We start from the raw sequence: 25,674 nt of genomic DNA, 5'->3' as shown, positions 1-25,674 counted from the left end.
TCACGCACGTGTACGAAGGCGTGGTCCAGGACCTCATCGACGAGCTCGGGCGGCTGCCCGGGGTCGGGCCGAAGAGTGCCCAGCGCATCGCCTTCCACCTGCTCCAGGCCGACCCCCACGACGTCCAGCGGCTCGTCCAGGCGCTCACCGAGGTCAAGGCCAGGGTTGCCTTCTGCGAGACGTGCGGCAACGTCGCCGAGGGACCGCAGTGCCGGATCTGCGCCGACCCCCGCCGCGACCCGACGGCCATCTGCGTCGTCGAGGAGCCCAAGGATGTCGTCGCCATCGAGCGGACCCGCGAGTTCCGTGGCCGCTACCACGTCCTCGGCGGTGCGATCAGCCCGCTCGACGGCGTCGGCCCCGACGACCTGCGCCTCTCCGAGCTCATGGCGCGCCTCTCTTCGGGCGACATCGCGGAGATCATCATCGCGACCGACCCCAACCTCGAGGGTGAGGCGACCGCGGCCTACCTCGCCCGGCTGCTCCAGCCCTTCGAGATCCGGGTGACCCGGCTCGCCTCCGGCCTGCCCGTCGGTGGCGACCTCGAGTACGCCGACGAGGTCACTCTCGGCCGGGCCTTCGAGGGAAGGAAGCTGCTCAATGCCTGAGTACGACGAGACCCGCCTGCTCGCCGACGAGTGCGCCGCCGAGGCCCGCTACTTCGTCGAGACCACCGTGGAGGTCGCCTCCGGCGCCGCGCCCGAGTCGGCGATCCCGCTGCTCCTCCTCGCGACGAGCCAGGTCCAGCTCATGGGTGCCCGGCTCGGGGCGATCGCTGACGTCGTGCTCGTCGAGCGTTTCGAGCCCGATGCGCCCGACTCGGACGTCGACCCGCTGCGCGAGGGCATCGCCCGGCTCTTCGACGGGCTCGACGAGTACGCGGATCTCGAGGACCCCGTGACCTCGGGGGCGGTGACGTCGGGATCGCTCTCCAACGATCTCGCGATCATCACCGAGGCGCTGACCCACGGGCTGGCCCACCACTCGGCAGGCCGCACGACCGAGGCGCTGTGGTGGTGGCAGTTCAGCTATCTCTCGGTCTGGGGCGAGCGCGCGGCCATGGCCGTCCGGGTCCTCCAGGGCCTGCTGGCCCACGTCCGGCTCGACGCCGACGAGGAGACCGTCGCGGACGCCGAGTTCGACGCGCTGCACGGCTGATCACGTCCCCCTTCCGCTGGGCGGGACGCGACCTCAGCCAGCAGGAGCCTCGTCTACGCTGGTCGCGTCTCCGGGACGGCACGACGCCGTCCTCCGCCCTCGATCCCTCTCCGGGAGTGCTGCGTGAGCCTGGTTGTCCAGAAGTACGGCGGTTCCTCGCTGTCCGATGCCGAGAGCATCAAGCGGGTGGCCCGACGCATCGTCGACACCAAGAAGGCGGGTCACGACGTGTGCGTCGTCGTCTCCGCGATGGGTGACACGACCGACGAGCTCCTCGACCTCGCCAACGAGGTCAGCCCCATGCCCCCTGCCCGCGAGATGGACATGCTCCTCACCGCCGGCGAGCGGATCTCCATGGCGCTCGTCGCGATGGCCATCGACAGCCTCGGCAGCACGGTCCGGTCCTTCACGGGCTCCCAGGCGGGCGTCATCACCGACGACAGCCACGGCAAGGCCCGCATCATCGACGTCACCCCCGGCCGCATCACCTCGGCCATCGACGAGGGCCACATCGTCATCGTCGCCGGCTTCCAGGGCGTCAGCCAGGGGAGCAAGGAGATCACCACCCTCGGTCGCGGCGGGTCGGACACGACCGCGGTCGCCCTCGCGGCGGCACTGCAGGCCGACGTCTGCGAGATCTACACCGACGTCGACGGCATCTTCACCGCCGACCCCCGCATCGTCCCGTCCGCCCGCCAGATCAAGCACATCTCCCACGAGGAGATGCTCGAGATGGCCGCGTCGGGCGCCAAGATCCTGCACCTGCGGTGCGTCGAGTACGCCCGCCGATTCGACATGCCGATCCACGTCCGCTCGTCCTTCTCCCACAAGGAGGGCACGTGGGTGGGCGGCCAACCTCAAGGAGAGACCGTGGAAGACCCGATCATCGGCGGCGTCGCGCACGACCGCACCGAGGCCAAGATCACCGTCGTCGGCGTGCCCGACAGCCCCGGCAAGGCCGGCGAGATCTTCCAGGGCGTCGCGGACGCCCAGATCAACCTCGACATGATCGTCCAGAACGTCTCCGCGACCGAGACCGGCCTGACCGACATCTCCTTCACCCTCCCGATGACCGACGGGCAGAAGGCGATCGAGGCCCTCGACCGGCTGCGCGCCACCGTGGGCTTCGAGCAGCTGATCTACGACGACCAGATCGGCAAGATCTCTCTCGTCGGTGCGGGGATGCGGACGCACCCCGGCGTCTCGGCGACCTTCTTCAAGGCGCTGGCCGACGCCGGCGTCAACATCGAGATGATCTCGACCTCCGAGATCCGGATCTCGGTCATCACCCGCTCTGACCAGCTCGACGACGCCGTCCGCGCCGTGCACTCCGCCTTCGGGCTCGACACGGCCGACGGCGAGGCCGTGGTCTACGGCGGCACCGGACGGTGACCTCGACCCGCGCCGCGGGGACCGGGTCGGGCGACCGCCCGACCCTGGCGGTCGTCGGCGCGACAGGGCGTTTCGCGGAGGCCCTCGTGGGTGCGATGGCGCTGCACGAGGACCGGTGGGGCGAGATCAGGCTGCTCTCGCCGAGGATGACGACCCGGACCCTGCCGGTCCGCGGCCGAGAGCAGCCGATCGAGGTGCTGGGAGAGAACTCCTTCGACGACGTCGACGTAGCCCTCTTCAACCTGCCGAGCGACCGCACGACCGAGTGGACGTCACGCGCCGTGGCGGCTGGGGCGGTCGTCGTCGACGCCAGCTCGGCCCATCGGCTCGACGACGACGTCCCCCTCGTCGTGCCCGGCATCAACGACGCAGCGCTCCGCCATCGGCCGGCCGGGATCGTCGCGGTCCCCGGCCCGGTCACCTGGTCGCTCATCGACGCGGCTCACGTCCTCCACCGCGGGTGGGAGCTGCAGCTGCTCGTCGTCACCGGCCTCGTCGCGGCCGACAGCCACTCCGACGGGGGTGTCGAGCGACTGCGGGCCGAGATGGCAGCGCTCGTCGACGGGCGGCCCGCGGGGCTCTCCCCGGGCGATGTCCGGGCGGCGATCTCGGACCTCCCGGGGTCCTCACCCTTCCCCGCGCCCCTGGCGCTCAACGTCGTGCCGTGGGTGGGTCGGCCCGCGGGTGACGGCTGGACCACTGCAGAGCGCTCGGTCGAGGCGGAGATCCGCAAGATCCTCGACCTCCCTCATGTCCCGGTCATCGCCACCCTCGTCCAGGTGCCGGTCGTGTCGGGCCACTCGATGTCCATCCATGCCCGGCTCGCCCGCCCGGTGAAACCGGACCAGGTGAGCAGGGCCTTCGTCGAGGCACCCGCGCTCGTCGTCGTCGACACCCACGGTGGCGGTGACGTCCCCACCCCGGTGGACGTCGTCGGCATCGACCCCCGTTTCGTCGGCCGGATCCGGCAGCCGGCGGGCCTGGGTCACAACATCGAGGTCTTCCTCAGCGCCGGCACCCTGCGCCGCGGAGCCGCCGCCATGCTCAACATCGCCGCCGAGCTCGTCCGCTGACCCCCACGGTTCTCCCGGAAGTGTCCCCTTCGTGACCGCCCGTTGTGCAGCGGGTCGTCTCCTCATGACGTCATGACAGGTGGGCACACTCGATGCCTACTTGTGACGTGTGTGACTGATGTGATCAGCGGTGCCTGTGTGACAATTGAGCTCGCATCGAGGGACAGGGGCGAGGAGCGGGTGATGGCTGACGAGGATGGCCGCTGGACGGCGCGACCTGCTGCGGGGTACGAGGTGCTCCGGGTCGACGAGCTCGACGAGTCGGCGAAGCGGGTCCTTGCCCGCCGTCGCCGCCGACGCGCCATCCTCCTCGTGACGCTGCCCGGTCTCGTCCTCGGCACGGCCACCGTGGCGACGGCGTACAGCGTCAACCTCCTCGGCAAGCCGGAGGTGGTGTGCGTCCCCGAGCGGGTCGTTGGGCCTGCTCGCGACTCCTTCAAGATCCACCTGCAGAACTCCAACGACACCGCCGGTCTGGCTCGCTCCGTGGCCAGCACCCTCGAGGACCGCGGATTCGTCATCTCGCAGGTGAGCAACGCCGACGACCGGGTCTACGTCAAGGGCGCCGCGACGATCTACCACGGCACCGAGAGCCGTGACAACGCGCTGCTCGTGCAGCAGCAGATCCCAGGCGCCAAGCTGTGGTTCGACGGTCGCGCGGGCAAGGACGTCAACGTGATCCTGGGCTACGGCTACACCGAGCTGACGGACGAGGAGGAGCCCCCGCCGCCGTCTCCCAGCGAGATCACCCTCTCGGTCTACAACACGACCTATCGCGAGGGCCTGGCCAAGGACGTCGCGGACGAGCTGGCAGATCGTGGGTTCACGGTGGACGCGACGGGCAACGATCCCTCCGGCGCATACCTCCCCGACGAGGTCGCCGTGATCCGGTACGGGCCCGACGGCGCGAAGGCCGCCGCTCGCCTCTCCGAGCACGTCCCCGGGGCGACGACCCAGCGTGTCGAGAGGCGCGAGGGGGAGGCCGTCGACCTCGTCCTGGGCAACGCCTACAGTGATCTTGTCCCGATCACCGAGGTCCCTGAGGTCGTGCCCTTCGTGCGTCCGCCGGACCACATCGAGAGGCCCTGCACCGCGTCATGACCGTCAAGACCGTCGCCATGCTCACCGCAGGCGGGCTCGCCCCCTGCCTGTCCTCTGCCGTCGGCGGTCTCATCGAGAGATACACCGCGCTCGCTCCCGACGTCCGGATCATCGGGTACGTCGACGGCTACGCCGGTCTGCTCACCGGTCGCTCGATCGAGGTCACCGACGAGGTGCGTCGTGACGCGGCGCGGCTGCACCGCTTCGGCGGCAGCCCCCTCGGCAACAGCCGGGTCAAGCTGACCAACGTCGAGGACTGCGTCCGGCGTGGGCTGGTGCCCGAGGGCGGCAACCCCCTCCACGTCGCGGCCGAGCAGCTCGAGGCCGACGGCGTCGACGTCCTGCACACCATCGGCGGGGACGACACCAACACGACCGCCGCGGACCTTGCGGCCTACCTCGCCGAGCACGACTACGGTCTCCAGGTCGTCGGTCTGCCGAAGACCATCGACAACGACGTCGTGCCGATCCGCCAGAGCCTCGGGGCGTGGACGGCGGCCGAGCAGGGCGCGATCTTCGCCCGCAACGTCCTCGCCGAGCACTCCTCGAACCCGCGCATGCTCATCATCCATGAGGTTATGGGGCGCCACTGCGGCTGGCTGACGGCCGAGACCGCGCGCCGCCACCACGCCTGGGTCGGCGAGCAGGAGTTCGTCCCGGCCTTCGGCAACGACCACCGCCGTTGGGACGTCCACGCCGTCTTCGTCCCAGAGAGGCACGTCGACCTCGATGCGGAGGCCGAGCGACTCCGTGCGGTGATGGACGAGATCGGCTGCGTCAACATCTTCCTCAGCGAGGGCGCCGGGGTCTCCGACATCGTCGCCCAGCTCGAGGCGGCCGGCCAGGAGGTCCCGCGTGACCCCTTCGGCCACGTCCAGCTCGACAAGGTCAACCCGGGTGCCTGGTTCGCCAAGCAGTTCGCGGAGCTCGTCGGAGCGGAGAAGGTCATGGTCCAGAAGTCGGGCTACTTCGCCCGGTCGGCGGCCGCCAACGACGAGGACCTCGCCCTCATCAAGGAGTGCACCGACCTCGCCGTCGACACCGCGTTCGCGGGCGGGTCCGGTGTCATCGGCCACGACGAGGAGCGTGGCGAGGAGCTGCGCGCGATCGAGTTCCCCCGCATCGCCGGCGGCAAGGCCTTCGACGTCGAGGTCGGATGGTTCTCCGAGCTGCTCGGGAGCATCGGCCAGCGCTAGCCGCAGCACCGACGGAAAAGGCCCTGGACCGCTCACCGGTCCAGGGCCTTCTGCTTGGTCGGGCGGTCGCGCGTGCCTGGCACAGCCAGCTCGAGCTCGATCACCCGACTCAGGGATCCCACGCTGAGCGATACCAAGCGCTGGTACTGCTCGCGGCATGGTGGGCCTGTCAGGACCAGGACGAACACGGCGACCGCGCTACACCACGATCAGCGACTCAACTCCACCTCTTCCCCTGCACGCAACGAGGCCAAGCGCTGTTGCGGCAACCTCGCGCCCTGAGCTCACCTCCTCAGGGCGTCGCGGACCGTGGCAAGCAGAGAGCGAGGTGATGCGGTCGCTCTCCGAGCGCCATAGGTGGTCGTGTGACCCTGCGAGCAGGTCAACGATCGCGTCTCATGCTCGCCCATGGAATCGAACCGCCAGTCGCTGACCCCCGAGATGTGGGTGCACCCGCACCGTGGACATTGGGTAGGCGACGAAGGCTCTTTCACGCTTACAACTCTGGCACACTGATCAACGGAGCAAGCCCTTACGTTGTAAACCTACCCTTTAGGAGGTATCCCTATGGAGAACGCGTTGAACGAGTTGTGGGTTGCCGTGGCGCTGTACGTGCCCAAGATCGCCATGTTCCTGCTCATCCTGGTCATCGGGTGGATCGTGGCCAAGGTCCTCGGCAAGGCCGCCGACAAGATCCTTGAGCGGGTCGGCTTTGACCGCGCCGTGGAGCGTGGCGGGGTCAAGCGGGCATTGGCGAAGTCGCAGTACGACGCCTCCTCGATCGTGGGCAGGCTCGTCTACTACACCCTGATCCTGTTCGTGCTCCAGCTCGCCTTCGGTGTCTTCGGGCCCAACCCGGTGAGCGACCTGCTCACCCGGGTCATCGCCTTCCTGCCCAGCATCGTCGTGGCCATCGTCATCGTGGTGCTGGCCGCTGCAATCGCCACGGCCGTGCGCGAGCTCATCGCCAACACCATCGGGGGGCTGTCCTACGGCAAGATCCTGGCCAACATCGCCGCCGCGTTCATCCTGGGTCTGGGCATCATCGCCGCTCTGAACCAGGTCGGCATCGCCACCAGCGTCACCCTGCCCGTCCTGATCACCGTCCTGGCCACCATCGGCGGCATCCTCGTCGTCGGTGTCGGCGGCGGCCTGATCAAGCCCATGCAGGCCCGCTGGGAGAGCTACCTCGGGACGATGGAGAGCGAGACCCAGAACATCAAGGCCGAGGTCGCCAAGGCCCCCTCGGTCAAGGAGCAGGCCCAGCAGGCCAAGGACAAGGCCCAGGCCGCTGAGGTGCGCACCCGCCCCACCGGTGGCGCTCAGGCCGCCGACGTCCCCTTCGACCGCAACCAGGGCTGAGGCCCGCCGTGCCCGTCCCGGGCCGTGCGGATACACCCCGAAGAGGGGTCCCTGCGGCCCGGCCGGGCCCGGCAACCTCAGGCTATGTTTACGAAATAAGCCCCATCGATCGAAAAGTGAAGGAATCATGATTTCTACCGAGCAGATCAGCACCCTCATGGCTGGCGGCACCGTCATCGACGCGGCCGGCGAGAAGGTCGGCAAGGTCGGCCAGGTCTACCTTGACGACGAGACCGGCCAGCCCGAGTGGGTGACCGCGAACACCGGTCTCTTCGGCACCAGCGAGTCCTTCGTCCCGCTGCGCGGCGCCACAGTGCGCGGCGATGACGAGGTCCAGGTCGCCTTCGACAAGTCCGTCATCAAGGACGCCCCCCGCGTCGACGCCGACCGGCACCTCGACGCCGACGACGAGGCCGAGCTCTACCGCTACTACGGGATCGAGACCGGCGGCACAGACCAGGACCTGCGTGGCGAAGGCCGGGATGTGCCCAGCGAGGCGCAGGCCACCTCCGGCCCCAACACCGATGACGCGATGACCCGCTCGGAGGAGCGCCTGAAGGTGGGCACCGAGAAGGTCGCCACCGGACGGGCCCGGCTGCGCAAGTACATCGTCACCGAGAACGTCACTACCACCGTCCCGGTCCAGCGCGAGGAGGTCCGTCTCGAGCGCGAGCCCATCACCGACGCCAACCGCGACCAGGCCCTGGCCAGCGGCGACCTCGCCGAGGAGGAGCACGAGGTGACTCTCACCGAGGAGCGCGTCGTGGTCAACAAGGAGACCGTCCCGGTCGAGCGCGTCAAGCTCGGCACCGAGACCGTTACCGACGAGCAGCAGGTCAGTGAAGAGGTGCGCAAGGAGCAGATCGAGGCCGATCTGCCCGAAGAGGCCACCCGGCGCGAGAACACCGAGCGCGGCTGATCCCCACCGGCAGTCCCCCATGGCCCCGGTAGGTCATGGGGGACTCCTTTGTCTGCACCCCGAACACCGGGCCACCGCATGGGCAGCAGCACGGCAAAGAGGACTGCGACCGGGAATCCACCAGCCAGTCAACGTGTGAGCAGGCTGGCAGACCTGGCTCGCAGCAGATCTCAAGGTCCGTCCGCTGGCGCTGAGCGACGGTCGGATCAGGGGCTACTGCGAGACGTGCAGCTCGATGCGCTCGATGAGCGCCTCAAGCCCGATCTCGAACTCGGCCTTGGCGTGGTCCTGGCTCAGCGCCGGCCGCAGTCGCTTGACGGTGGGGAAGTCCTCGAGATCGAGCTCAGCGTCGCTCTCGGGGATGCGCGCGTCGCCCTCGTCGAGAGCGAGATCGACGGGGGAGGTCGCAGCACCCTGCACGACCGACTCCAGCAGCAGGTGCCCCAAGAGGAAACCGCTGAAGGAACGGTAGACGTGAACAGCGCCATCCTCGGTGAACCCGTACCGGATGAACGTGCTGAGAAAGTCCTCGACCAGGCTCAGACTGCGAAGCGGTGGGCGCAGCCACGGTGCGGCGGGGTGGCGGGTAGCCACCAGAGGAAAGGCGTGAGGATGGGCCACCGCAACGGCTCGGACCTGGTGGGCGAAGGTCTGCAGGTAGCCCTGCCAGGTCTCGGAGAGCTCGGAGTCGAGGTCTTCTTCCAGCCCGTGCAGCATCTGGGCGACGACAGCCTCGAGGAGGTCCTCGCGGCCGGACACGTGCCGGTACAGCGACATCGCCTCAACGCCCAGGGCGCTGCCCAAGGATCGCATCGTCAGCTTCTGAGCTCCGTGCGCGTCGATGTAGGCCAGGGCAGAACGCACGATGAGGTCTCTGCTCAGTCGTGCCCTGCCTGGCGTCTCTGACCGGGAGCCCATCGGTACCTTCCCTGTGAATCTTCCGTCACTCGCAACGGCCCTACGGCGATCGTACGTGGCTCGCACGGTGTCCCCGAGCGGCGCCGCCGAGCAGACCGCCCCTCTTGCCTCTCCGAGCCGCAGGGGCTATAAGACAAAGTACGGCCACCGTGATGGATCCCGTGGCCCCGAGAAGATCAGGAAGGAGTGTTCAACCATGGCTCAGTTGCTGATGCGCACTGACCCGTTCCGCGATCTCGACCGTCTCACCCAGCAGCTGGTGCGAGGCAACGGCACCTTGGCCCATCCGGCCGCGATGCCGATGGACGCATGGCGCGAGGGGGACACCTTCGTGGTGGAGTTCGACCTTCCCGGCATCGCGCCGGACAAGATCGAGCTCGATGTTGAGCGCAATGTCGTGACCGTCGGCGCGCAGCGACCGCCGCGCAGCGAGTCCCAGGAGATGCTCGCCGCCGAGCGGGCCCGCGGCACCTTCAGCCGTCAGCTCGTGCTGGGGGACAACCTGGACACCGAGCGGATCCAGGCCAGCTATGACGCGGGGGTGCTCACCCTGCGGATCCCGGTGGCCGAGCAGGCCAAGCCGCGCAAGATCCAGATCAGCACCGCAGAAGGCGGGCGGCAGCAGATCAACGCCTGACCTTCGGGACGGCCCACCGCAGGAGGCCCTTCACCCACCTCGGGTGAAGGGCCTCCCGCCTTACTGCCCTCTGGTCCTTCGTAGACTCGGTCACATGCCTGTCCGTCGCATCGCCGCTCTCGCACTGTCCGCACTGCTCCTCACTTCCTGCGGGTCCGGCGAAGGAACGCAGGGCGGGTCGGATGCCGCGGCGTCGTCCCCGACGGCCACGGCCCAGGACCTGCTCGCAGCGCACGACCTCGACGGGCTCGACACCGTGACCCTCGTCGATCGGCTCGACCGTCTCCCCGTCGCAGACCGGCCCGCCGACCTCATGGCCTCGGTGCGGCCCGACGTCCTCGTCGTGAGCAACTCCAAGGAGGGTGTCGAGCACGAGCTCCCCATGCCGGAGGAGCGCTTCTACCTCTCCGTCGCGCCGTACGTCGACGGCACCCACGACTGCTTCTTCCACAGCCTGACGACCTGCCGCGGCGAGATGTCTGAGGAGGAGATCGACGTGCGCATCGAGACCGCCGACGGCGAGGTGCTCGTCGACGAGACGCGGAGGACCTTCGACAACGGTTTCGTGGGTTTCTGGCTCCCGCGTGACGTCGAGGCGACGATCACCCTTGCTCGCGGTGACGAGCGGGGCAGCGCCACGGTCACCACCGGGGACGAGGACCTCACCTGCCTCACCACCGTCAGGCTGGCCTGATGCCCATCACTCGGCCGGGGTCCTCGGCGCCGGCGCTCTCGGCACGATATACGCCGCCCACCTCTCGCGCGCCGGGATCGACGTCGCCTTCGTCGCCACCGAGTCCCGGGCCGATCGGCTAAGCCGGGGTGACCTCACCGTCAACGGCGCCTCCGTGGACATCCCGGCGACCCCACGGCCGGCCGGCACACCCCCTTCGACCTCGCCCTCGTCGCGGTCATGGCGCAGCAGCTCGAGGACTCCCTCGACCAGACCGGCCGAGCCCTACGAGGCCGGCTCGATTGCTGAGTCATGGCGTCAGCAGCCAGGCAACCCCGCCTACGGCACCGACCTCACGCTGGACGAGTTGCCCGACGCTCTGGCCCGCGCGGATGTCGAGCGGGCCCCGCGTCGACGTGACCTGGTGGTGGCAGTGTTCGCCGAGCGGTTGGGTACTGGGCCCACCCCGGACGCCGAGTGGGGCGTGGCGGTGTCGCGCCCTGCTCAACGGCTGGCGCTAACCGTCGTCGTCATCCACGAGTAGTTCCGCGTCGACCTTGGTCTGATCCTCGACATCATCGACAACCCGCTCACCGATGTCGCAAACCGCGTGAACCAGCGTCGCGACAACTAGGACGCACAAGCACACGCACGCTCATGCCGCGTGGAGGACGTAGCCTCCGGCTGACGTCCGACTCTGCCGCCGAGCGCGCGTCACGATGACAGGGCACTGGCAATTGGGAGACATGCCCTAGCACCGGGGAACGATCTTGACCGCGCCGAGCACCGACACCCTACAAGGCGGAGAACCGAAAACGCGCCGCCGACAGCCACTTGACACAGAAGGGAGCCAGTTGTGCGCATTCGACCTTAGGGCCGAGAGAAGGGTTGAGCAACGTCCTCGGCCGGGGCTGCTCTCGGCGGAGCCAGGGCTCAGAGGGCTTTCACGCCGAGCGCCGGATCGGTGCTCCGCCGTAGTGGGCTGAGATGCTCGCCGGGGATTCCGCTCGGGTGCAACTTTGGCCAGTAGGCGAGGACGACGGGCCGTGCGATGACGGCGTCCGCCATTCCCTGCGCCGGGTAGCCGTCGGCGACCATCGCCTCCTCCATCGCCCGGACCAACGCGGGCGCGTGCCGGCCGGCGAGGAACCACCGGTCGAAGCAGGTGAGGTGCTCGTCGGCGCCTCGTCCGTCGGCGTGCAGGCGCTCGTTGACCACCGCCCGCTCGTGTCCCCGCGGAGTGTTGTCCAGCCCGTTGACGAGCAGCGCGTGACCGAGCGTCTCGCCCGGCCGCAGCAGCGGGCCGGGTCGGATGCCCTGCCGCGTCACCAGGTTGGCACGGCGCAGCAGCCGCACCCGGCCGGGATCGATGCTCGACCACGGCACGGCATACTCGCCGCGGAGTCCGAGGACGAGCCCATGGCGGCAGACCCGGTGCTTCTCCAGCCAACCGCGTACCCAGAACACACCCGTGCCGAGCAAGAGGAGCACGGTTGCGAGGACGGTCAGCCAGCGGCCGGTCGCGTCCGGGGCCAGCGGCAGGAAGAGCAGCAGCACGGTCGGGGCGAGTACGAAGGCGGTGCCCTTCCACCCCGGCGTGGCGCGGAAGGACACCAGCTCGGGGCCCATGTCGGCGGCGGTCAGCCGGAGGCGCTGGCGGATCTGGCCCAGCGTGATCTCGTCGACAACGCCGAACTCATCGAAACGCCTCATGGGCGGAACCATCGCGCTCGGCGCGCCCGCCGTCCGGTCCCAAGGCGTCCCTGCGCGTCCCGTGCCCGGCGGGACCGCTCCAAGACTGCCTGGAGACGGGCCTCGCGGGTCGCGGCGAGCTCGGCCGCCTCGGCCTCGGTTAAGCGGACCGTCCGCCGCACGTGCGAGAGCGCCTGGGCGGCCAAGTGCTGGAGGGCCTCGCGCTCGCTGGCGAAGTCTCCCTTATCGTAGATCTCGTCGCGTTCGTAGGCGGACACCACCCAGCAGTCCTCCGGTCCGCGGGAGATCAGCAGCTCACCCGTGCCCCGGCGCTGGTCCCGGTCGTCGGCGTACCCGACGGACTCCGGGTTGTCGCCGAGAGCGACAAGGAACGCGCGCAACTCGTCCATGCTGGTCACGGTGGCGGGGTCCGGGGCGTGGTGCATGTCGATCGGCTCCATGCAGTCGTTGAGTATGTACGGTTGGATATTGCGCGCCCTCAACAATCGTACTGCGGCCGCCGCCCGGCATAAGTGCGCGACCGCAGGTGACGGTGCTGGAGGCCTTCATGACGACGAACGTCAGGCGCTCGGTCAGCGGGTTGATGGCTGGCGGGCCTCGCTGCGACATGTCAGGGCGTGCGCTGAGGTTACCGGCAAGCCGACAGGCGCCCTCGCGCTCAGTGCGGCTTCTAGATTCATTGACGGTAGATCCAGTCTTGGCCGAGGCGCGGTTTGGGTGGCCGGCGATCTGGTGCGTCAGCCCGGGGCGTCGGTCACCCAGGTCGCAAGCGACTCCAGGAGCTCAAAGGCTAAGCCACTCCAACATTGCTGCGGGATGCGGGCGTTCATGGGAGGGAACGACGAAGGCCTCTGACTGCGTTTCCGCAGGTCAGAGGCCTAAGTCAGGTGGTCGGGGTGACAGGATTTGAACCGTTCACGCGACGCGTCTGGCTAGACTTTCTGACCTGCATCGCGGGCGTCTGGCCTGCGATTTCGCTAATCTAACGCGTGAGCGTTTCGGGCACAAGTGGACATGAATGTTGTCCAGTTATGTCCCAGTTGTGTCCACGGATGTCCGGTTGGAGGCCAGGAAGTGCCACGTGCGAAGCGAGACTTCGGGACCATCCGGAAGCGAGCCAACGGGCGCTACCAGGCCTATTACATGGGGCCGGATCAAGGATTTCACCGAGCCCCGTCGACCTTCGAGACCAAGTCGGACGCTGAGGCGTGGCTGGCGGGCGAGAGACGGCTCATCCAGTACGACGAGTGGACGCCGAGTCGGTCTCGTCGAGCGAAGGTGCTGAGGTCGACCTCTGAGTTCGGCGAGTACGCGCGGCTTTGGTTGGAGAACCGCGACCTCAAGCCGCGAACGCGGTATCTGTACGGCCGGCTCCTCGAGCGATTCATCCTTCCGACCTTCGGGCAAATGTCGATGCGGGACATCACGCCCCCGGTCGTGCGTGTCTGGCACAGCCAACTCGAGCTCGACCACCCGACTCAGCGATCCCACGCTTACAGCCTGCTCCGGGCGATCCTCGCGACGGCGGTCGCCGACGAGATCATCGATGCCAACCCGTGCCGGGTCCGCGGAGCCGGTTCCACCTCCCGAGCGCGGCGGGTGGAGCCCGCATCACTGAGCGAACTCGAGGTGCTAGTCCGAACCATGCCGGAGCGATACCAAGCGTTGGTACTGCTCGCGGCATGGTGTGGCCTGCGCTTCGGTGAGGTCACCGAGCTGCGCCGGCACGACATCGACCTCAACGCCGAGGTGGTCCAGGTGCGTCGAGGGGTCGTGCGTATCGCTGGCGAGGTCACCGTTGGGACGCCGAAGAGCCAGGCCGGCATCCGAGGGGTGGCGATCCCACCGCACCTCATCCCGGCACTGGTCGACCACCTTGAGCAGCACGTCGAGCCGCAGCCTGACGCGCTCGTTTTCGCATCTGTTGGCAACCCGCAGGCCCAGGTGCATCCCAACACCATTTATCGGCACTGGTACCGCGCCCGCGACGCGGCGGGTCGACCGGACCTGCGCATCCATGACCTGCGGCACACCGGTGCGGTCCTGGCTGCACAGGCCGGAGCGACCCTTGCGGAGCTCATGGCCAGACTGGGCCACTCCACCCCCCAGGCGGCACTGCGCTACCAGCACGCCGCGCGCGGCCGCGACTCAGAGATCGCGGGTGCGCTCTCGAGAATGGCCCAAGGCGGTACAGGTGGGCCCACGTGAGGACGCGCCTACTCGAGTACTAGAAACCGCACTTGGCAGAGCGACGAAGACGGAACCCCGACGATGCGGCTATGCCAGGGATCGTTCCGGGATTCTTCGACGACCATACCGCCGGGTGCATCATTACCCCATCCACCGCCGGCCGCGCCTCGACCAGGAGGCTCAAGGCCACGCATGAGGAGTTGGCTCAGGTGGTCGCGGTGGGGATTCGCACCATGAGTCGATTCACGTCGGCGGGGTCGACCCGGATAGAGCGCGGACCGCTGCGGTAGGCCGGCAGGCGGCCCTCCGCGATGCGGCGCCGGAGCGTCTTGACGCTGAGACCAGTGCGTTCGGCGGCGGCGGAAAGGCTTTCGTAGCGGCGCGGCTCGTGGATGGTGGTCATGGACTGCGATGTGGGCTTCATGATCACGAATGCCGGCGATGTTGCCCCGAGCGTTCACGTCAGGTCAAGAAGGGTCGCAAGGTGCCTGAGGCGGGCACTAACGGGCCGGCCTGGGGATCGGTGAGACAGGCTTGGAGGCGAGGCGGTGCGGCATAGGGTGTGGTCCGATGTCCAGACATGCGGTCCCGTTCGACGGGGAGGCGCTCCGTGCGGCCAGAGTTCGAAGAGGCCTGACCCAGCACGAGCTCGCCCGTCTTGTTGGCGTCGCTGGCGGAGAGCGTGTCTCGCGGTGGGAGCTGGGTCTGACGAGGCCGCGCGCCGTCATGATCGGTCGGCTTGCCTCCGTTTTGGAGGTGCCTGTCGCAGATCTGGTGCCCAGCGAGAGCGCAACCGCGGACCTGCGCGAGCTGCGCATGCGGGCGGGCCTTTCTCCGAGGGATCTTGCGGAGGCTGCTCATACGTCCGTCTCCACCGTGCAGCGGTGGGAGTCCGGGCGCACCCGTCGACCGCTTCCGGAGTCCACGCTCCAGGCGCTTGCGACGGCGCTGGGTGTCAGGGTCGAAGACATGGCTGAGGCCATCTCCCAAGCTCGGCAGGCCTGAGCCTCGATTTCTCGACCTGCGAGAGCCGGGGCCCTGTGGTGGCATAGACCCCACAGTGAGGGAGATATCCACAGGGGGATGCCTCTCACACGACGTACTCGATGTAACTGCACTAGTGTTTTGGCATCGAGTTTATTCGTGGGTGATCGTCCGCGGTGATCCCGGAGGCCTTAGGGAATGGGTGAGGTCGCCCGGATCGTGTCGGACGCAGGGAGGCACAGATGTCGACGAGCGCAATTCCGCGTCCGCCCCAACGGCGCGAGCAGCAGGGCAGAGGCGAGCGTCCCGAGCCCACGGCGGCGCGCGCCCAGCTCGCTGCGCCGCCGCAGCGCCGGGGGCGTACGTTGCTCGTGCTCAGCCTGGTCAGTGTCCTGGGCGCCTTGGCCGCGTACATGGGCGTGCAGCAGCTGACCGATACCGAGCAGGCCCTGGCGATCGCGCAGGACGTGCCTGCTGGGGAGGTCATCACCGAGGCAGACCTGACCCGTGTCGAGGTCTCCTCGGATCTGCCCGTGCTGACCTCCGCCTCTCAGGTCGTGGGCAAGCAGGCGCGGTCTGCGCTACCGGCCGGCACGCTCCTGAACTCCGGCCTGGTGGGAGGGTCCAACGTCGCCAACGGCAACGTGATCGTCCCGGTCCCGGCCAAGGTGGGGCAGTTCCCCCGAGGCCTGGCTCCTGGCACCCAGGTGTCCTTGGTCCCGTCCAAGCGCGACAACTCCGGCGAGCTGCCGACTGTGCCCGCGATCGATGCCACCGTGGTCGGCGTCAGCCCGCCCGATACCGCGACCGGCGTCACTGTCGTCGATGTTGCGGTCTCCGAGGCTGCCGGTCACGACGTGGCCCGCCTGGGTTCGGACAACGGACTGACGGTCATCATCCGGGTGGGTGTCCAGTGACCCTCACAGTGGTGATCGGCGGGAAGGCAGCGCCGGGAGTGACCACCCTCAGTCTTGCGATGGCCTGGGCAGCGGATCGCCCCGTGGTCGTCATCGACGCCGACCCGTTCGGCGGCGACGTCGTCCCTGGGATGCTGCCCGGTCGGGCCGACAACAGCTCAGGCCTGCTGCCCTGGCTCGTGGCCACCCGCCGCGCAGGCGCCCTCCAGGCCGCGGCGCAGCTGCCTTCCTTCGGGGTCGCAGTCAGCGAGCAGGTCCCGCTGACGGTAGTTGCTGGCATCCAGTCCCCGAGTCAGACCGGGACGCTGACCTCATCCTGGGAGCGGTTGGCCACGGCGTGCGAGCACGTCGAAGGAGCCGACGTCGTGGTCGACCTCGGCCGCGCGCACGACGGGACCGGGTGGTCGATGCTCAGCGGAGCCGACCAGGTCGTCCTCGTCGTGCAGCCCACCGCTCGCTCCGTGCACGGAGCCGGCTGGGTGCTCGCCCAGCTCCGAGCGCGCCTGGGGGACCTCAACAGGGTTCGCCTGGTCGTCAACAACTCCGGGCCCTACACCGCCGAGGAGGTAGCGGACGCGCTGGAGTTCGAGAGCGCCGTTCGCGTACCAGCCGACCGCAAGGCCGCCGCGATGCTCACCGAGGGCGCTCTGTTCGTGGAGCGTTCCCTCCTGCGTTCCCGCCTGATCCGAGCCTGCAACGGGCTCGTCGCGCAGCGTCAGGCGGTGCCCGCATGACCACCGCCGCCAAGCCCACCCTCGGGCCGACCTCGCTGCCCGGCGTCAGCGTCACCGCGGCGAGCCTCTCCACGCTGCCCGCCGACCAGATCAACGCCCACGTCGACGAACTGCGTGAGCGGGTCGCCACCCGGATCGCCCACGACGAGGTGCTCGACGGGATGGACCCCGGCGAGCGACCGATGCGCCACCGCAGTCTCTTCTACGAAGAGCTGGACGCCTGGAGTCAGGCACGGGCCCGCCGTGGCGAGTCGCCGCTGACCGACGCCGACGAGGACCGCATCGAGGCCGCCGTCATGGCCGCCCTGTCCGGTCTTGGTCCGCTGGAGGCGCTCCTTGAGCGGGAGGACGTCGAGGACATCTACTTCAACGGGAGCCACCCGACGATCCTTCGGCTGGCCGACGGCCGCAAGGTCGAGGGGCCACCGCTGGGGGAGAGCGACGAGCGGGTGCGTCAGCTGGTTGCATCCCTTGCCAGCTCCCAGGAGGACGGCAGCGGCCGCGAGCTCTCTCAGTCCAAGCCGTTGCTAGCCGTGCGGATGCCCGCAGTCGGCCTCATGGGGGGCCGGCTCTCGGCGGCCATCGACGTCACTCCCAGCCCCGTGGGCACCATCCGCGTGCACCGTCACGTCGACATCACCCTGGAGGACCTGCACGAGCGGGGAACGATCGACTCCGGCCTCCACGCCCTGCTGAAGGCGGCGGTCCTTGCCTCCGGGAAGATCCTCGTTTGCGGCGAGCCCGGCGCGGGCAAGACCACCCTCCTGCGGGCCCTGTGCGGAGTCATCCCCACCGATCAGGCGGTCGTCACCGTCGAGGACAACCGAGAGCTCGGCCTGCACGTCATGCCACGCCGGGACGAGTACGGCGAGGTTGTGCGCGACGCGCAGGGAAAGCCCGTCCCGATGCGCCCCCCGGCGCTGGTCAAGGCCTACGAGTCCCGCCCGGCCAACGCTGAGGGCATGGGCGCGATCACCATGGCCGACAACCTGTACCAGAGCCTGCGCGACAGCCCCGACCGGGTGATCATCGGGGAGACCCGGGGCGCGGATGTCACCGTCATGATCGACGCGATCAGCAACGGCGTCTCCGGGGTCATGGCGACCATCCACGCCGACTCGGCCAAGGGCATCTTCGACCGAGTCGTCCAGATGGTCCGTGCCGTCAACCCGCCGCTGCCCGCCGACTACGCACTGCGTGGCCTGGCCTACTTCGACCTCGTCGTCTTCATGCGCCGTGACCGCAGGCACCGGCGGTTCATCAGCGAGATCATCGCCTTCGACGGCGTGAACCGCTCCTTGGGCGACAACGGCCTGCCCTCGTACACGGTCCTCTACCAAGCAGGGGAGGACGGTCGTGCCGTGCCCGCTGGCCGCCCCACGGGGAAGCTGCTAGAGCGGCTCGTCGCCGAGGGGTGGAGCCCGGACTGGATGAACCCCGACAACAGCGACTGGCCCGAGTGGGGGGACCTGTCGTGACCCCCGCGACGTTCCTCGTGGTCGCCGGCGTCGCCGTGGCCCTGGCCGCTGCCGGTCTTGCCGTGGCGATCCTGCGCGGCGTCGACGTCTTCGGCAGCGCCGGGCAGGCCGGTGCGCGTGGTCAGACCCGCTTCGAACGACGCCACGCCTTGGCTCTCGGTGTCGGCGTCCTGGCCTGGCTGCTGACCTCCTGGCCGGTGCTCGGACTGGCGTTCGGAACCATGGTGCTCCTCGTGCCCAACCTGTTCCTCCAGCGCACGGAGACGCAGATCCGCAACGAGCGACTGGCCTCCCTGGCGGCGTGGACTCGACGACTGGCCGACCTCATGCGTTCCGGCGGCGTGACCTCGCTGCGGGACGCGCTGATCCGTACCGCCGACACCAGCCCCGTCCTGATCCGCCCCCAGGCTCAGCGGCTGGCCTCCCGGATCGGGCCCCAGGGCGCCGACCCGGCACTGCGCGCCTTCGCCGACGAGCTCGACGACCCGATCAGCGACGAGATCGTCATGGCGCTGCTCATCCGGGAGCGGCAGGGCGGCAGCGGCCTGCCCAGCCTCCTGGACCAGCTCGCCGAGACCGTCGACACCCAGATCGAGAACGAGAGAGCGGTCGACGCCGAACGTCACCGCCAGGTCGTGGTCGTGCGCATCCTGCTCACCATCGCGGTGGTGATGTGGATCGGCGCGAAGTGGGTCGGAGGCTCGATCCTGGCCTACTACGACAGCGCCTCCGGCCAGGTCGTCCTCGCTCTGATTCTCAGCGTCTTCGTCGGCGCGGCCGTGTGGGTCCAGCAGGCCCTCGACCCCATCCCGCGCGACAGGCTCCTGGGCGAGACGGCAGGGGAGCAGCCCTCATGAACCCGCTCTACATGCTCGTCATCGGTACCGGCGTCGCCGTGGCTGGCGCCGGGGGAGCGCTCCTGGCCCTGGCCCGGCCCACCCCGCCGGCCCTGGACAAGGTCCTCGAGCAGCTCAACGGCGAGAGCACCACCGTGCAGGCCAGCACCGCACCGTCCTTCCTGCCACGCTTCCTCACCGACCCCGCAAGGAACTACCTCGGGGTCGCCGAGCAGGACCTGGCGCTGCTGGCGATCGACCGCGACCAGCTCGCCGCCCGCAAGATCATCGGCGCGCTGCTCGGGCTGAGCGTCCTTCCGCTCTACAACGGCATCCTCTGGCTGGGTGGGGAGGCCACCGACTGGTTCTTCCCCGCGGCCATCGCGCTGCTCCTGGCCCTGCTGGGCTGGCGCTACCCGAGCCGCCAGCTCAGTGCCCGCGCCGATCGCGCCCGCGCGCAGTTCACCGCCGCGCTGACCACCTTCACCAGCCTCGTCGCTCTGGAGCGGATCTCACGCGGATCCCCGGTCGAGGCGCTGGAGGCCGCGGCGCGAGTCTCGGATGCCTGGTCCTTCCGGCTCCTGCACCGCGAGATCGTGCGAGCCGAGCTCGCCGGGACCCCACCCTGGGACGCGCTGGACGCCATCGGGCAGCGGATCGGGGTCGAGGAGCTCTCCAACATGGCCCGCGTGGTGAAGTCCTCCGCGGACTCGGGAGCCGCCGTGTTCAAGTCGCTCCTGGCCGAGGCCCGCTCTCTGCGCGCGGCCAAGCTCGCCGAGCAGCACCGCCGAGCAGGGGCCGTCTCCGAGCAGCTGACCATCCCGATCTCCCTGATCGCGGCCGCGTTCATCGCCCTCTACTTCATCCCGGCCCTCATGGCCATCTGAACTCACCGATCGCTAACACCAACGAAACGAAGGGAAGCAAGACCATGAAGCACTACGTCACCACCATCACCAGCGTCATGCTCGGCATGGCCGCGTTGCTCTACGTGACCTCGCTCGACGCCCGTGAGCGTCTCGAGGCCCGCGCGAAGAACGACGAAGGCATCATGAGCATCGAGGCCGCGATCATCGCCGCGGTCGTCATCCTCATCGCCGGCCTGCTCGTCGTGAAGCTCACCGGCGCCTTCGAGTCCCGCTCGGAGGGCATCGAGTGATGACCCCACTCCACCGCAGACTCGCTCGGACCGTGCGGTCCGAGCGTGCCAACCTGTCGGTGGAGTGGGCCATCCTCGCCCCGGTGGCGATCCTGGTGATCTTCGGGATCATCCAGACCGCGTTCTGGTTCACCGCCCGCACCGAAGCGCAAGGCGCGGCCGCCGCAGGGGCGCGCACGGGAAGCGTCCAAGGCGCCTCGCCCGAGGCCGCGGCGTCAGCTGCACGGGACTACCTCGGTCAGGTCTCCGACGGCGGGAACAGCGTCAGGGCCGAACGCTCCGCCACCACCGTCACCGTGACCGTGACCCGTGAGGTCAACCGGGTCCTCCCGATCCCGGGAGTTCCCACGCGCGTCGAGCAGTCAGCAACAGCCGAGATCGAGAGGTGGACCCAGCCGTGAGACGCCTCACGAACGACGACGGGTCGGCCACCCTCGAGCTGGCCATCCTCGCCCCGGCGCTGCTCCTGGCGCTGTCGGTGGTCATCATGGGCGGCCGGATCATGGTCGCCTCCAACGCGGCCGAGTCCGTGGGCGGCTCCGCAGCCCGGGCCGCGAGCCTGGCCCGTACCCCCGGCGAGGCGACCATCGCCGCGCAGCGGGTCGCCGCGACCGACCTGGCGAACCAGGGACTCACATGCACTGAGGGCGGGCCGAGCGTGAGTACCGACACCAGCAACTGGTCGGGTCGACCCGCCAGCGTGACCGTTCGCGTCACCTGCGATGTCGCTCTCTCCGACATCGGGATGCCTGGCCTGCCAGGAAGCCGCACGATCTCTGCGACGGCGACTAGCCCCGTCGACGTGTGGAGGGGACAGTGAGAACGCTTCGAGCCCTCCTGGCCAGGGCCAGGGATGACGAGGGGTCGGTGACGGTCTGGATCGCGGTCGTCGCCGCGGGTCTGCTCATCGCCGGAGCTCTGGTCGTCGACGTCGGGGCCAAGGTGCGCACCACCACGCGGACCGACATTGTCGCCAACGAGAGCGCCCGGTGCGCGACCGGGGCCATCGACCCGCGTTCTCGCGCCTCCAGCGCTGATATGGAGAACGCGATCCGGGCCGCGCAGACCTGCCTGACCAACTCCGACGCAACCGGCACGGTCACCGTCACCGGACCGGGCGAGATCACCGTCACCGCGAGGAAGTCCGGGCAAGGGCCGTGGACTGGACGGGGCTGGACGATCACCCGGACCGCCGTCGCCCGGCTCAACATCGGCGTCGAGACAGGAGAGTGAGCGAGATGAACCGCGCTGCGAGCCTGGTCAAGGGCCTTCTGGCCCTGGCCACGATCCTCCTGCTCATCGTCGGCGCCCCGGCGCTGCTGCTGCTCTCGGGGGTGCTGCCCGACCAGCTCCCGACCCTCGAGCAGATCACCGCCGCCCTGACCAGCCGTGACGAGACCGGGCAGGTGCTCGTCGCTGTCCTGATCGTCGCCGCCGCCGTGCTGTGGGCCGCGTTCACCTACTCCGTCCTCGTCGAGGCGGTCGCGGCAGCACGCGGCATCCGCCTCGCGGTCCCCAAGGGGCCGGCGGGACGCCCCGCGGCCGCGCTGGTCGGCGCGGTCATCGCCATGGGCGCGAGCACGATGACTGCTACCGCCGCACCGCCCGCGCAGTCCCTCGTCGTGGCCCAGGAGGCCACCCCGGCCGTCGAGGCAGCCCCCGCAGCAGAGGCCAAGACGACCGAGGTCGCCTCGCCCGACCAGGCCGCCGACCGTGGGGTGACCGTCAAGCGCCACGAGACGCTGTGGAGTATCGCGGACAGGGAGCTCGGCGACCCGACGCGATACCGCGAGATCGCCGCTCTCAACGGCTTGTCGCAGCCGTACACGATCACGCCCGGCCAGCAGCTCCTCCTGCCCGGCCACGGACCCACCCCCGTTACGGTCGAGGCGGGGGACACTCTGGCCGAGATCGCCGCCGAGCACGACACCACCTGGATGGCGCTGGCCGAGGCCAACCCACAGATCACCGATCCCGACCTGATCCATGTCGGAGAGACCATCGTCGTCCCCATCGCGCAGACGCAGGGAAAGGGCACCCCGACGACGGGAACGCAGGCAAAGGAGGCCGCGGACGCCGTCCGTGAAGGTGGCGCAGCGATTCACGCCGCTGCCGAGCAGGACGCTGCCAGCAGCGGGGGAGAGGCTGTCGGCCCCGAGGTCACCGAGAAGCCCACGCCGGTCGTTCCCGAAGCCGCGCCCACCGCGCCCCCCAGCCCCGTCGCGCCGGTACCGGCAGAGACCACGAGCGAGGACTCGACGGCCGACGTTCCCCTGGATCAGATCGCTGGCATTGCCGCGTTCGCCGGTGGGGGTGCAGTCCTCGCGGCCGGCGCCCTGACCCTCCTTCGTCGCCGCCGCACCGCTCAGCGACGCCACCGACGCCCCGGCCGCGCAGCACCCATCCCCGCCACCGAGCTCGTCCCGATCGAGCGAGGCGTGCGCGCCGCCGGGACTGACGCCCTGGCGACCCTCGAATCCATGGACCAGGCGCTGCGTTCCCTCGCAGCAACATGCGCCGACCAGGACCGGCCGTTCCCCCCGGTGGCCGCCGTCGAGCTCGACGGGTCCGAGGTGATCGTCCACCTGAGCGAACCGGCTGACCTGCCGACCCCGTGGACCGGCGAAGCGACACGGTGGGTTCACGACAGCCCCGGCACGGACCAGACCGTGCCCGAGGGCGAGCCCCCGCTGCCGGCACTGGTCACCGTCGGCACCGGCGCGCGTGGGCAGGTCTGGCTGCTCAACCTCGAAGAGCTCGGAGCCGTGACGATCACCGGAGACGCGGACAACAGCGCCGACCTGATCCGGTACATGGCCGCGGAGCTGGCCGTGAACGACTGGTCCCAGAGCGTTCGGATGGACCTTGTTGGTGTCGCCTCCGAGATCGCTGCCATCGATCCGGGGCGCATCCACGTCCACGAGCAGGCCGCTCACGCCGCCCAGGACCTCACCGCTCACGCCGTCGGCACCATCGACCGTTGCGCCGATGAGGGAACCACCGTCGCGGACGCGCGAGCCAACCAGACCGGGGATGACCTGTGGACCTCCTGCGCCCTGCTCGTGGCCTGCGACGACGACCCCGCCGTGGCCCAGGCCGCGCAGACCGTCGCCACCTCCGTCGGGCGAGCCGGGGCATCCGTGGTCAGCCTCTCTGCGCACGACCCGCAGGACGACCTGGCCACGACCATCGAAGTCACCGCGGACGGGCACCTCTTCATGCCTCAGACCGGGCTGCGGCTGACCGCCTGCGCCCTTCCGATCGACGAAGCGCACGGCATCGTCCAGCTCCTCGACCAGGGACGCGCGCAGCATGACGAGCCGATGCCCCTGGCTGCATCCAGCGACGCCGACGAGGACTGGCGCTCCATGACCGACGCCTCCGGCGCGCTGCGCGAGGAGTACACCCAGCCCCGTCAGGACCACGACGCCGCGGAGGCATCCAGCAGCCTCCTGCCCCCCGACGAGGATGAGTGGATCGCGCAGACCGCCACCACCGTCGAGGACGTCGAAAGGATCGCCCCGCGCGTCACCGAGTCTGTTCGCCAGGACCTCGAGGACCGTGACCCCGACCTGGACGAGGACCTCGAGCGGTGGCACTCCCCGGACTGCGACCTGCCGCGGCTCTCGCTCCTCGGTCCCGTCACGGCGCGAGTCGGCGGCGACGCGCGGGCAGTGCTTGAAGACTCCCGTGCCTACCTCACCGAGCTCCTGGCATACCTCGCTCTGCGTCCGCAGGGCGCAACCATGGCCGAGGTCCGCGAGGCGTTCGGCATCTCCGACGGCCGTGTCCGGTCGAGCATCAAGTCGCTCCGTGACTGGCTTGGCACCAACCCCCGCAGCGGGAAGCCGCACCTGCCCAACGCCAAGGACTCGCGCGCCGCAAAGATCCGCGGCGTCGGCGTGTACCAGGTCGATGACGTCCTGGTCGACGTCGACCTCTTCCGCCGGCTGCGTGCCCGCGGGCAGGCCCGCGGCGAGCACGGGCTCGAGGACCTCAAGGCCGCTCTCGCCCTGGTCGAAGGACCCCCCTTCGACCAGCTCCGTGCAGGTGGCTGGTCCTGGCTGGCCGAAGGAGACCGCCCCGACCAGCAGATGGTGTGCGCGGTCACCGACGTCGCGCACATCGTCATCAACCACGCCATCGCCACCAACGACGGTCCCACCGCCCTGGCCACCGCCGAAGCGGTCATGGCGGCAGTCCCGCACGAAGAGATCGCTCGCCTCGACCTCGTCGCCGCGATGAGCGCCACCGGCCACGGAAACGCCGCTGGTCAGCTCCGCCAGAGCGTCCTCGAAAGCAGCGACGACGCGCTTCCAGTTGATTTGTCCGAACGCACTGACAGGATCGTGCGAGACCGTGAATGGGCCAAGGAGGCCTCATGAGAAATCGACCCGCAGCCGCCGCGCTGCTCCTCGCGGCCACCGCCCTGGCCGCGGGATGCAACAGCAGCGACGAGCCCACACCCCCGGACTTCACGATCAGCGCACCCCCCACCGCGCAATACCTCGAAACAGCCGAGGAGACCGTGGTTCGAGGGGCGGAACTAGACCCCGGTGATCGGGAGGCTCTCGCAGCTGCCTACTCGGAGTCGCTCCTCAAGCAGACGGATGAGGCCGAGGCCCAGATGAAGGAACAGGGCATCACGACCAAGGGGAAGAATGAGGTCCTTTGGACGAAACCTGGGCGCTATGAGAAGCCCGACGTGGGTGAGGAGCAGACCACGGTGGAGGCCTGCGTCGAGCGCAATATTCAGGCATTCGACAAGGACGGCAACGACATCACCGGGGACCAGCAGGGCAAGCCGCTGGAGAAGGGCGCCAAGACCCTCATCCAGTACACGCTCACCACGCCTGATGAGGGCGAGACCTGGCTCATCGACTCATGGACGGAGAAGGGCACATGCACCGCAGAGCAGCAGTCCTGAGCATCGCAGCCTTTGGCTTGGCCGCGGGGGTGAGCACCGCCACGGCTGCCGTTCCTCTCATCTGTACGCCGCTGTTCTGCACCCAGGACATTGAGAAGCCGGGGAATGGCGGGTCGAAGGGGAAGGGCGGGTCGCCTTCGACGCCGCCGAGCCGGGGTGGAAGTGGTGCGGGTTCCGCAGCTCCGAGGCCGGTCGTCCTGACGGAGGAGCAGAAGGCTGAGGCCCGGGCACGACAGAGGGGGTTCGCGGCAGCGTGTGCGGGCATCTCGTCTCTGACTGGTCAGGTTCCTGCCGCGTGCCAGGTCAC

The 25,674-nt window shown here is 69.3% G+C and carries 28 protein-coding genes; 24 read left to right on the top strand and 4 right to left on the bottom strand.

What is annotated here, in order from left to right; all coding sequences use genetic code 11:
• The first annotated feature begins 8 nt into the window (after positions 1–8).
• The 8 genes from recR to JNO54_RS00270 all read left to right on the top strand — a co-directional run bounded on the left by recR (position 9) and on the right by JNO54_RS00270 (position 8,201).
• Positions 9–608 carry a recombination mediator RecR gene (recR, locus tag JNO54_RS00305; protein WP_204142093.1) on the top strand — a complete coding sequence of 200 codons (600 nt, stop codon included), beginning with the start codon at positions 9–11 and terminating at the stop codon, positions 606–608.
• Positions 601–1,158, top strand: a complete 558-nt coding sequence (locus JNO54_RS00300; protein ID WP_204142092.1) for a DUF5063 domain-containing protein — start codon at positions 601–603, stop codon at positions 1,156–1,158. Before recR ends, JNO54_RS00300 begins: the two co-directional genes overlap by 8 nt.
• 123 nt (positions 1,159–1,281) lie before the next feature.
• Positions 1,282–2,550, top strand: a complete 1,269-nt coding sequence (locus tag JNO54_RS00295) for an aspartate kinase (protein WP_204142091.1) — start codon at positions 1,282–1,284, stop codon at positions 2,548–2,550.
• The gene (locus tag JNO54_RS00290) at positions 2,547–3,623 is read left to right on the top strand and encodes an aspartate-semialdehyde dehydrogenase (protein WP_204142090.1); all 1,077 of its coding nucleotides are present in this window, start codon (positions 2,547–2,549) and stop codon (positions 3,621–3,623) included. The genes JNO54_RS00295 and JNO54_RS00290 overlap by 4 nt, the downstream gene beginning before the upstream one ends.
• Positions 3,624–3,806: 183 nt before the next feature.
• Positions 3,807–4,724, top strand: a complete 918-nt coding sequence (locus tag JNO54_RS00285) for a LytR C-terminal domain-containing protein (protein WP_204142089.1) — start codon at positions 3,807–3,809, stop codon at positions 4,722–4,724.
• Entirely contained in the window at positions 4,721–5,920 is a 1,200-nt protein-coding gene (locus JNO54_RS00280; protein WP_204142088.1) for a pyrophosphate--fructose-6-phosphate 1-phosphotransferase, read from the top strand. Before JNO54_RS00285 ends, JNO54_RS00280 begins: the two co-directional genes overlap by 4 nt.
• Before the next feature lie 567 nt (positions 5,921–6,487).
• Positions 6,488–7,282, top strand: a complete 795-nt coding sequence (locus JNO54_RS00275) for a mechanosensitive ion channel family protein (RefSeq protein WP_204142087.1) — start codon at positions 6,488–6,490, stop codon at positions 7,280–7,282.
• 127 nt (positions 7,283–7,409) lie between these two features.
• Complete coding sequence (locus tag JNO54_RS00270; protein WP_204142086.1) at positions 7,410–8,201, top strand: DUF2382 domain-containing protein; 792 nt, start codon at positions 7,410–7,412, stop codon at positions 8,199–8,201.
• A gap of 213 nt (positions 8,202–8,414) precedes the next feature.
• On the opposite strand, the gene JNO54_RS00265 is transcribed toward JNO54_RS00270, so the two are convergent.
• On the bottom strand, positions 8,415–9,065 hold the full coding sequence (locus JNO54_RS00265) for a TetR/AcrR family transcriptional regulator (RefSeq protein WP_307817983.1): 651 nt from the start codon (positions 9,063–9,065) through the stop codon (positions 8,415–8,417).
• A gap of 259 nt (positions 9,066–9,324) precedes the next feature.
• Between JNO54_RS00265 and JNO54_RS00260 the strand changes: the two genes are divergently transcribed.
• The 3 genes from JNO54_RS00260 to JNO54_RS15090 all read left to right on the top strand — a co-directional run bounded on the left by JNO54_RS00260 (position 9,325) and on the right by JNO54_RS15090 (position 10,973).
• Positions 9,325–9,756 (top strand): Hsp20/alpha crystallin family protein, encoded by a 432-nt coding sequence (locus JNO54_RS00260; protein WP_204144465.1) that lies wholly within the window; start codon positions 9,325–9,327, stop codon positions 9,754–9,756.
• Between the two features lie 94 nt (positions 9,757–9,850).
• Entirely contained in the window at positions 9,851–10,450 is a 600-nt protein-coding gene (locus JNO54_RS00255; protein WP_204142085.1) for a CueP family metal-binding protein, read from the top strand.
• Positions 10,341–10,973, top strand: coding sequence for a ketopantoate reductase family protein (locus JNO54_RS15090; RefSeq protein ID WP_372430701.1), 633 nt, complete (start codon positions 10,341–10,343; stop codon positions 10,971–10,973). The genes JNO54_RS00255 and JNO54_RS15090 overlap by 110 nt, the downstream gene beginning before the upstream one ends.
• A 389-nt stretch (positions 10,974–11,362) precedes the next feature.
• Here JNO54_RS15090 and JNO54_RS00245 read toward each other — a convergent pair whose 3' ends face one another.
• Together JNO54_RS00245 and JNO54_RS00240 are read right to left on the bottom strand one after the other, a co-directional pair.
• On the bottom strand, positions 11,363–12,142 hold the full coding sequence (locus JNO54_RS00245; RefSeq protein WP_204142083.1) for a hypothetical protein: 780 nt from the start codon (positions 12,140–12,142) through the stop codon (positions 11,363–11,365).
• Positions 12,139–12,582 carry a hypothetical protein gene (locus JNO54_RS00240; RefSeq protein ID WP_204142082.1) on the bottom strand — a complete coding sequence of 148 codons (444 nt, stop codon included), beginning with the start codon at positions 12,580–12,582 and terminating at the stop codon, positions 12,139–12,141. Before JNO54_RS00240 ends, JNO54_RS00245 begins: the two co-directional genes overlap by 4 nt.
• 574 nt (positions 12,583–13,156) lie before the next feature.
• On the opposite strand from JNO54_RS00240, the gene JNO54_RS00235 reads away from it, so the two are divergent.
• Positions 13,157–14,350, top strand: coding sequence for a site-specific integrase (locus tag JNO54_RS00235; protein ID WP_233703129.1), 1,194 nt, complete (start codon positions 13,157–13,159; stop codon positions 14,348–14,350).
• A gap of 187 nt (positions 14,351–14,537) precedes the next feature.
• Here JNO54_RS00235 and JNO54_RS00230 read toward each other — a convergent pair whose 3' ends face one another.
• Complete coding sequence (locus JNO54_RS00230) at positions 14,538–14,735, bottom strand: helix-turn-helix domain-containing protein (RefSeq protein ID WP_204142080.1); 198 nt, start codon at positions 14,733–14,735, stop codon at positions 14,538–14,540.
• Between the two features lie 167 nt (positions 14,736–14,902).
• On the opposite strand from JNO54_RS00230, the gene JNO54_RS15085 reads away from it, so the two are divergent.
• From JNO54_RS15085 to JNO54_RS00170, 12 genes are all read left to right on the top strand, one after another.
• Entirely contained in the window at positions 14,903–15,337 is a 435-nt protein-coding gene (locus JNO54_RS15085) for a helix-turn-helix domain-containing protein (protein WP_204142079.1), read from the top strand.
• Positions 15,338–15,687: 350 nt separating this feature from the next.
• Complete coding sequence (locus tag JNO54_RS00220) at positions 15,688–16,233, top strand: SAF domain-containing protein (RefSeq protein ID WP_307818235.1); 546 nt, start codon at positions 15,688–15,690, stop codon at positions 16,231–16,233.
• A 59-nt stretch (positions 16,234–16,292) separates the two neighbouring features.
• On the top strand, positions 16,293–16,967 hold the full coding sequence (locus tag JNO54_RS00215) for a CpaE/TadZ family protein (RefSeq protein WP_204142077.1): 675 nt from the start codon (positions 16,293–16,295) through the stop codon (positions 16,965–16,967).
• Positions 16,964–18,445, top strand: coding sequence for a TadA family conjugal transfer-associated ATPase (locus JNO54_RS00210; protein WP_204142076.1), 1,482 nt, complete (start codon positions 16,964–16,966; stop codon positions 18,443–18,445). The genes JNO54_RS00215 and JNO54_RS00210 overlap by 4 nt, the downstream gene beginning before the upstream one ends.
• Positions 18,442–19,302 carry a type II secretion system F family protein gene (locus JNO54_RS00205; protein ID WP_204142075.1) on the top strand — a complete coding sequence of 287 codons (861 nt, stop codon included), beginning with the start codon at positions 18,442–18,444 and terminating at the stop codon, positions 19,300–19,302. The genes JNO54_RS00210 and JNO54_RS00205 overlap by 4 nt, the downstream gene beginning before the upstream one ends.
• Positions 19,299–20,168, top strand: coding sequence for a type II secretion system F family protein (locus tag JNO54_RS00200; protein ID WP_204142074.1), 870 nt, complete (start codon positions 19,299–19,301; stop codon positions 20,166–20,168). Before JNO54_RS00205 ends, JNO54_RS00200 begins: the two co-directional genes overlap by 4 nt.
• 44 nt (positions 20,169–20,212) lie before the next feature.
• On the top strand, positions 20,213–20,440 hold the full coding sequence (locus tag JNO54_RS00195; protein ID WP_204142073.1) for a hypothetical protein: 228 nt from the start codon (positions 20,213–20,215) through the stop codon (positions 20,438–20,440).
• Entirely contained in the window at positions 20,440–20,841 is a 402-nt protein-coding gene (locus JNO54_RS00190; protein WP_267911222.1) for a TadE/TadG family type IV pilus assembly protein, read from the top strand. Before JNO54_RS00195 ends, JNO54_RS00190 begins: the two co-directional genes overlap by 1 nt.
• Positions 20,838–21,260 carry a TadE/TadG family type IV pilus assembly protein gene (locus JNO54_RS00185; protein ID WP_204142071.1) on the top strand — a complete coding sequence of 141 codons (423 nt, stop codon included), beginning with the start codon at positions 20,838–20,840 and terminating at the stop codon, positions 21,258–21,260. Before JNO54_RS00190 ends, JNO54_RS00185 begins: the two co-directional genes overlap by 4 nt.
• 47 nt (positions 21,261–21,307) lie before the next feature.
• Entirely contained in the window at positions 21,308–21,673 is a 366-nt protein-coding gene (locus tag JNO54_RS00180) for a hypothetical protein (protein ID WP_204142070.1), read from the top strand.
• 5 nt (positions 21,674–21,678) lie between these two features.
• Positions 21,679–24,825: a LysM peptidoglycan-binding domain-containing protein gene (locus JNO54_RS00175; protein ID WP_204142069.1), complete on the top strand. Its 3,147-nt coding sequence runs from the start codon at positions 21,679–21,681 to the stop codon at positions 24,823–24,825.
• Complete coding sequence (locus JNO54_RS00170) at positions 24,822–25,367, top strand: hypothetical protein (RefSeq protein WP_204142068.1); 546 nt, start codon at positions 24,822–24,824, stop codon at positions 25,365–25,367. The genes JNO54_RS00175 and JNO54_RS00170 overlap by 4 nt, the downstream gene beginning before the upstream one ends.
• The last annotated feature ends 307 nt before the right edge of the window (positions 25,368–25,674 follow it).

Source organism: Janibacter endophyticus (genome assembly GCF_016888335.1).
In the GTDB taxonomy this organism is placed as follows: domain Bacteria; phylum Actinomycetota; class Actinomycetes; order Actinomycetales; family Dermatophilaceae; genus Marihabitans; species Marihabitans endophyticum.
Note: the sequence above shows the minus strand (reverse complement) of the source record. Positions and strands in the feature narration are given on the sequence as shown.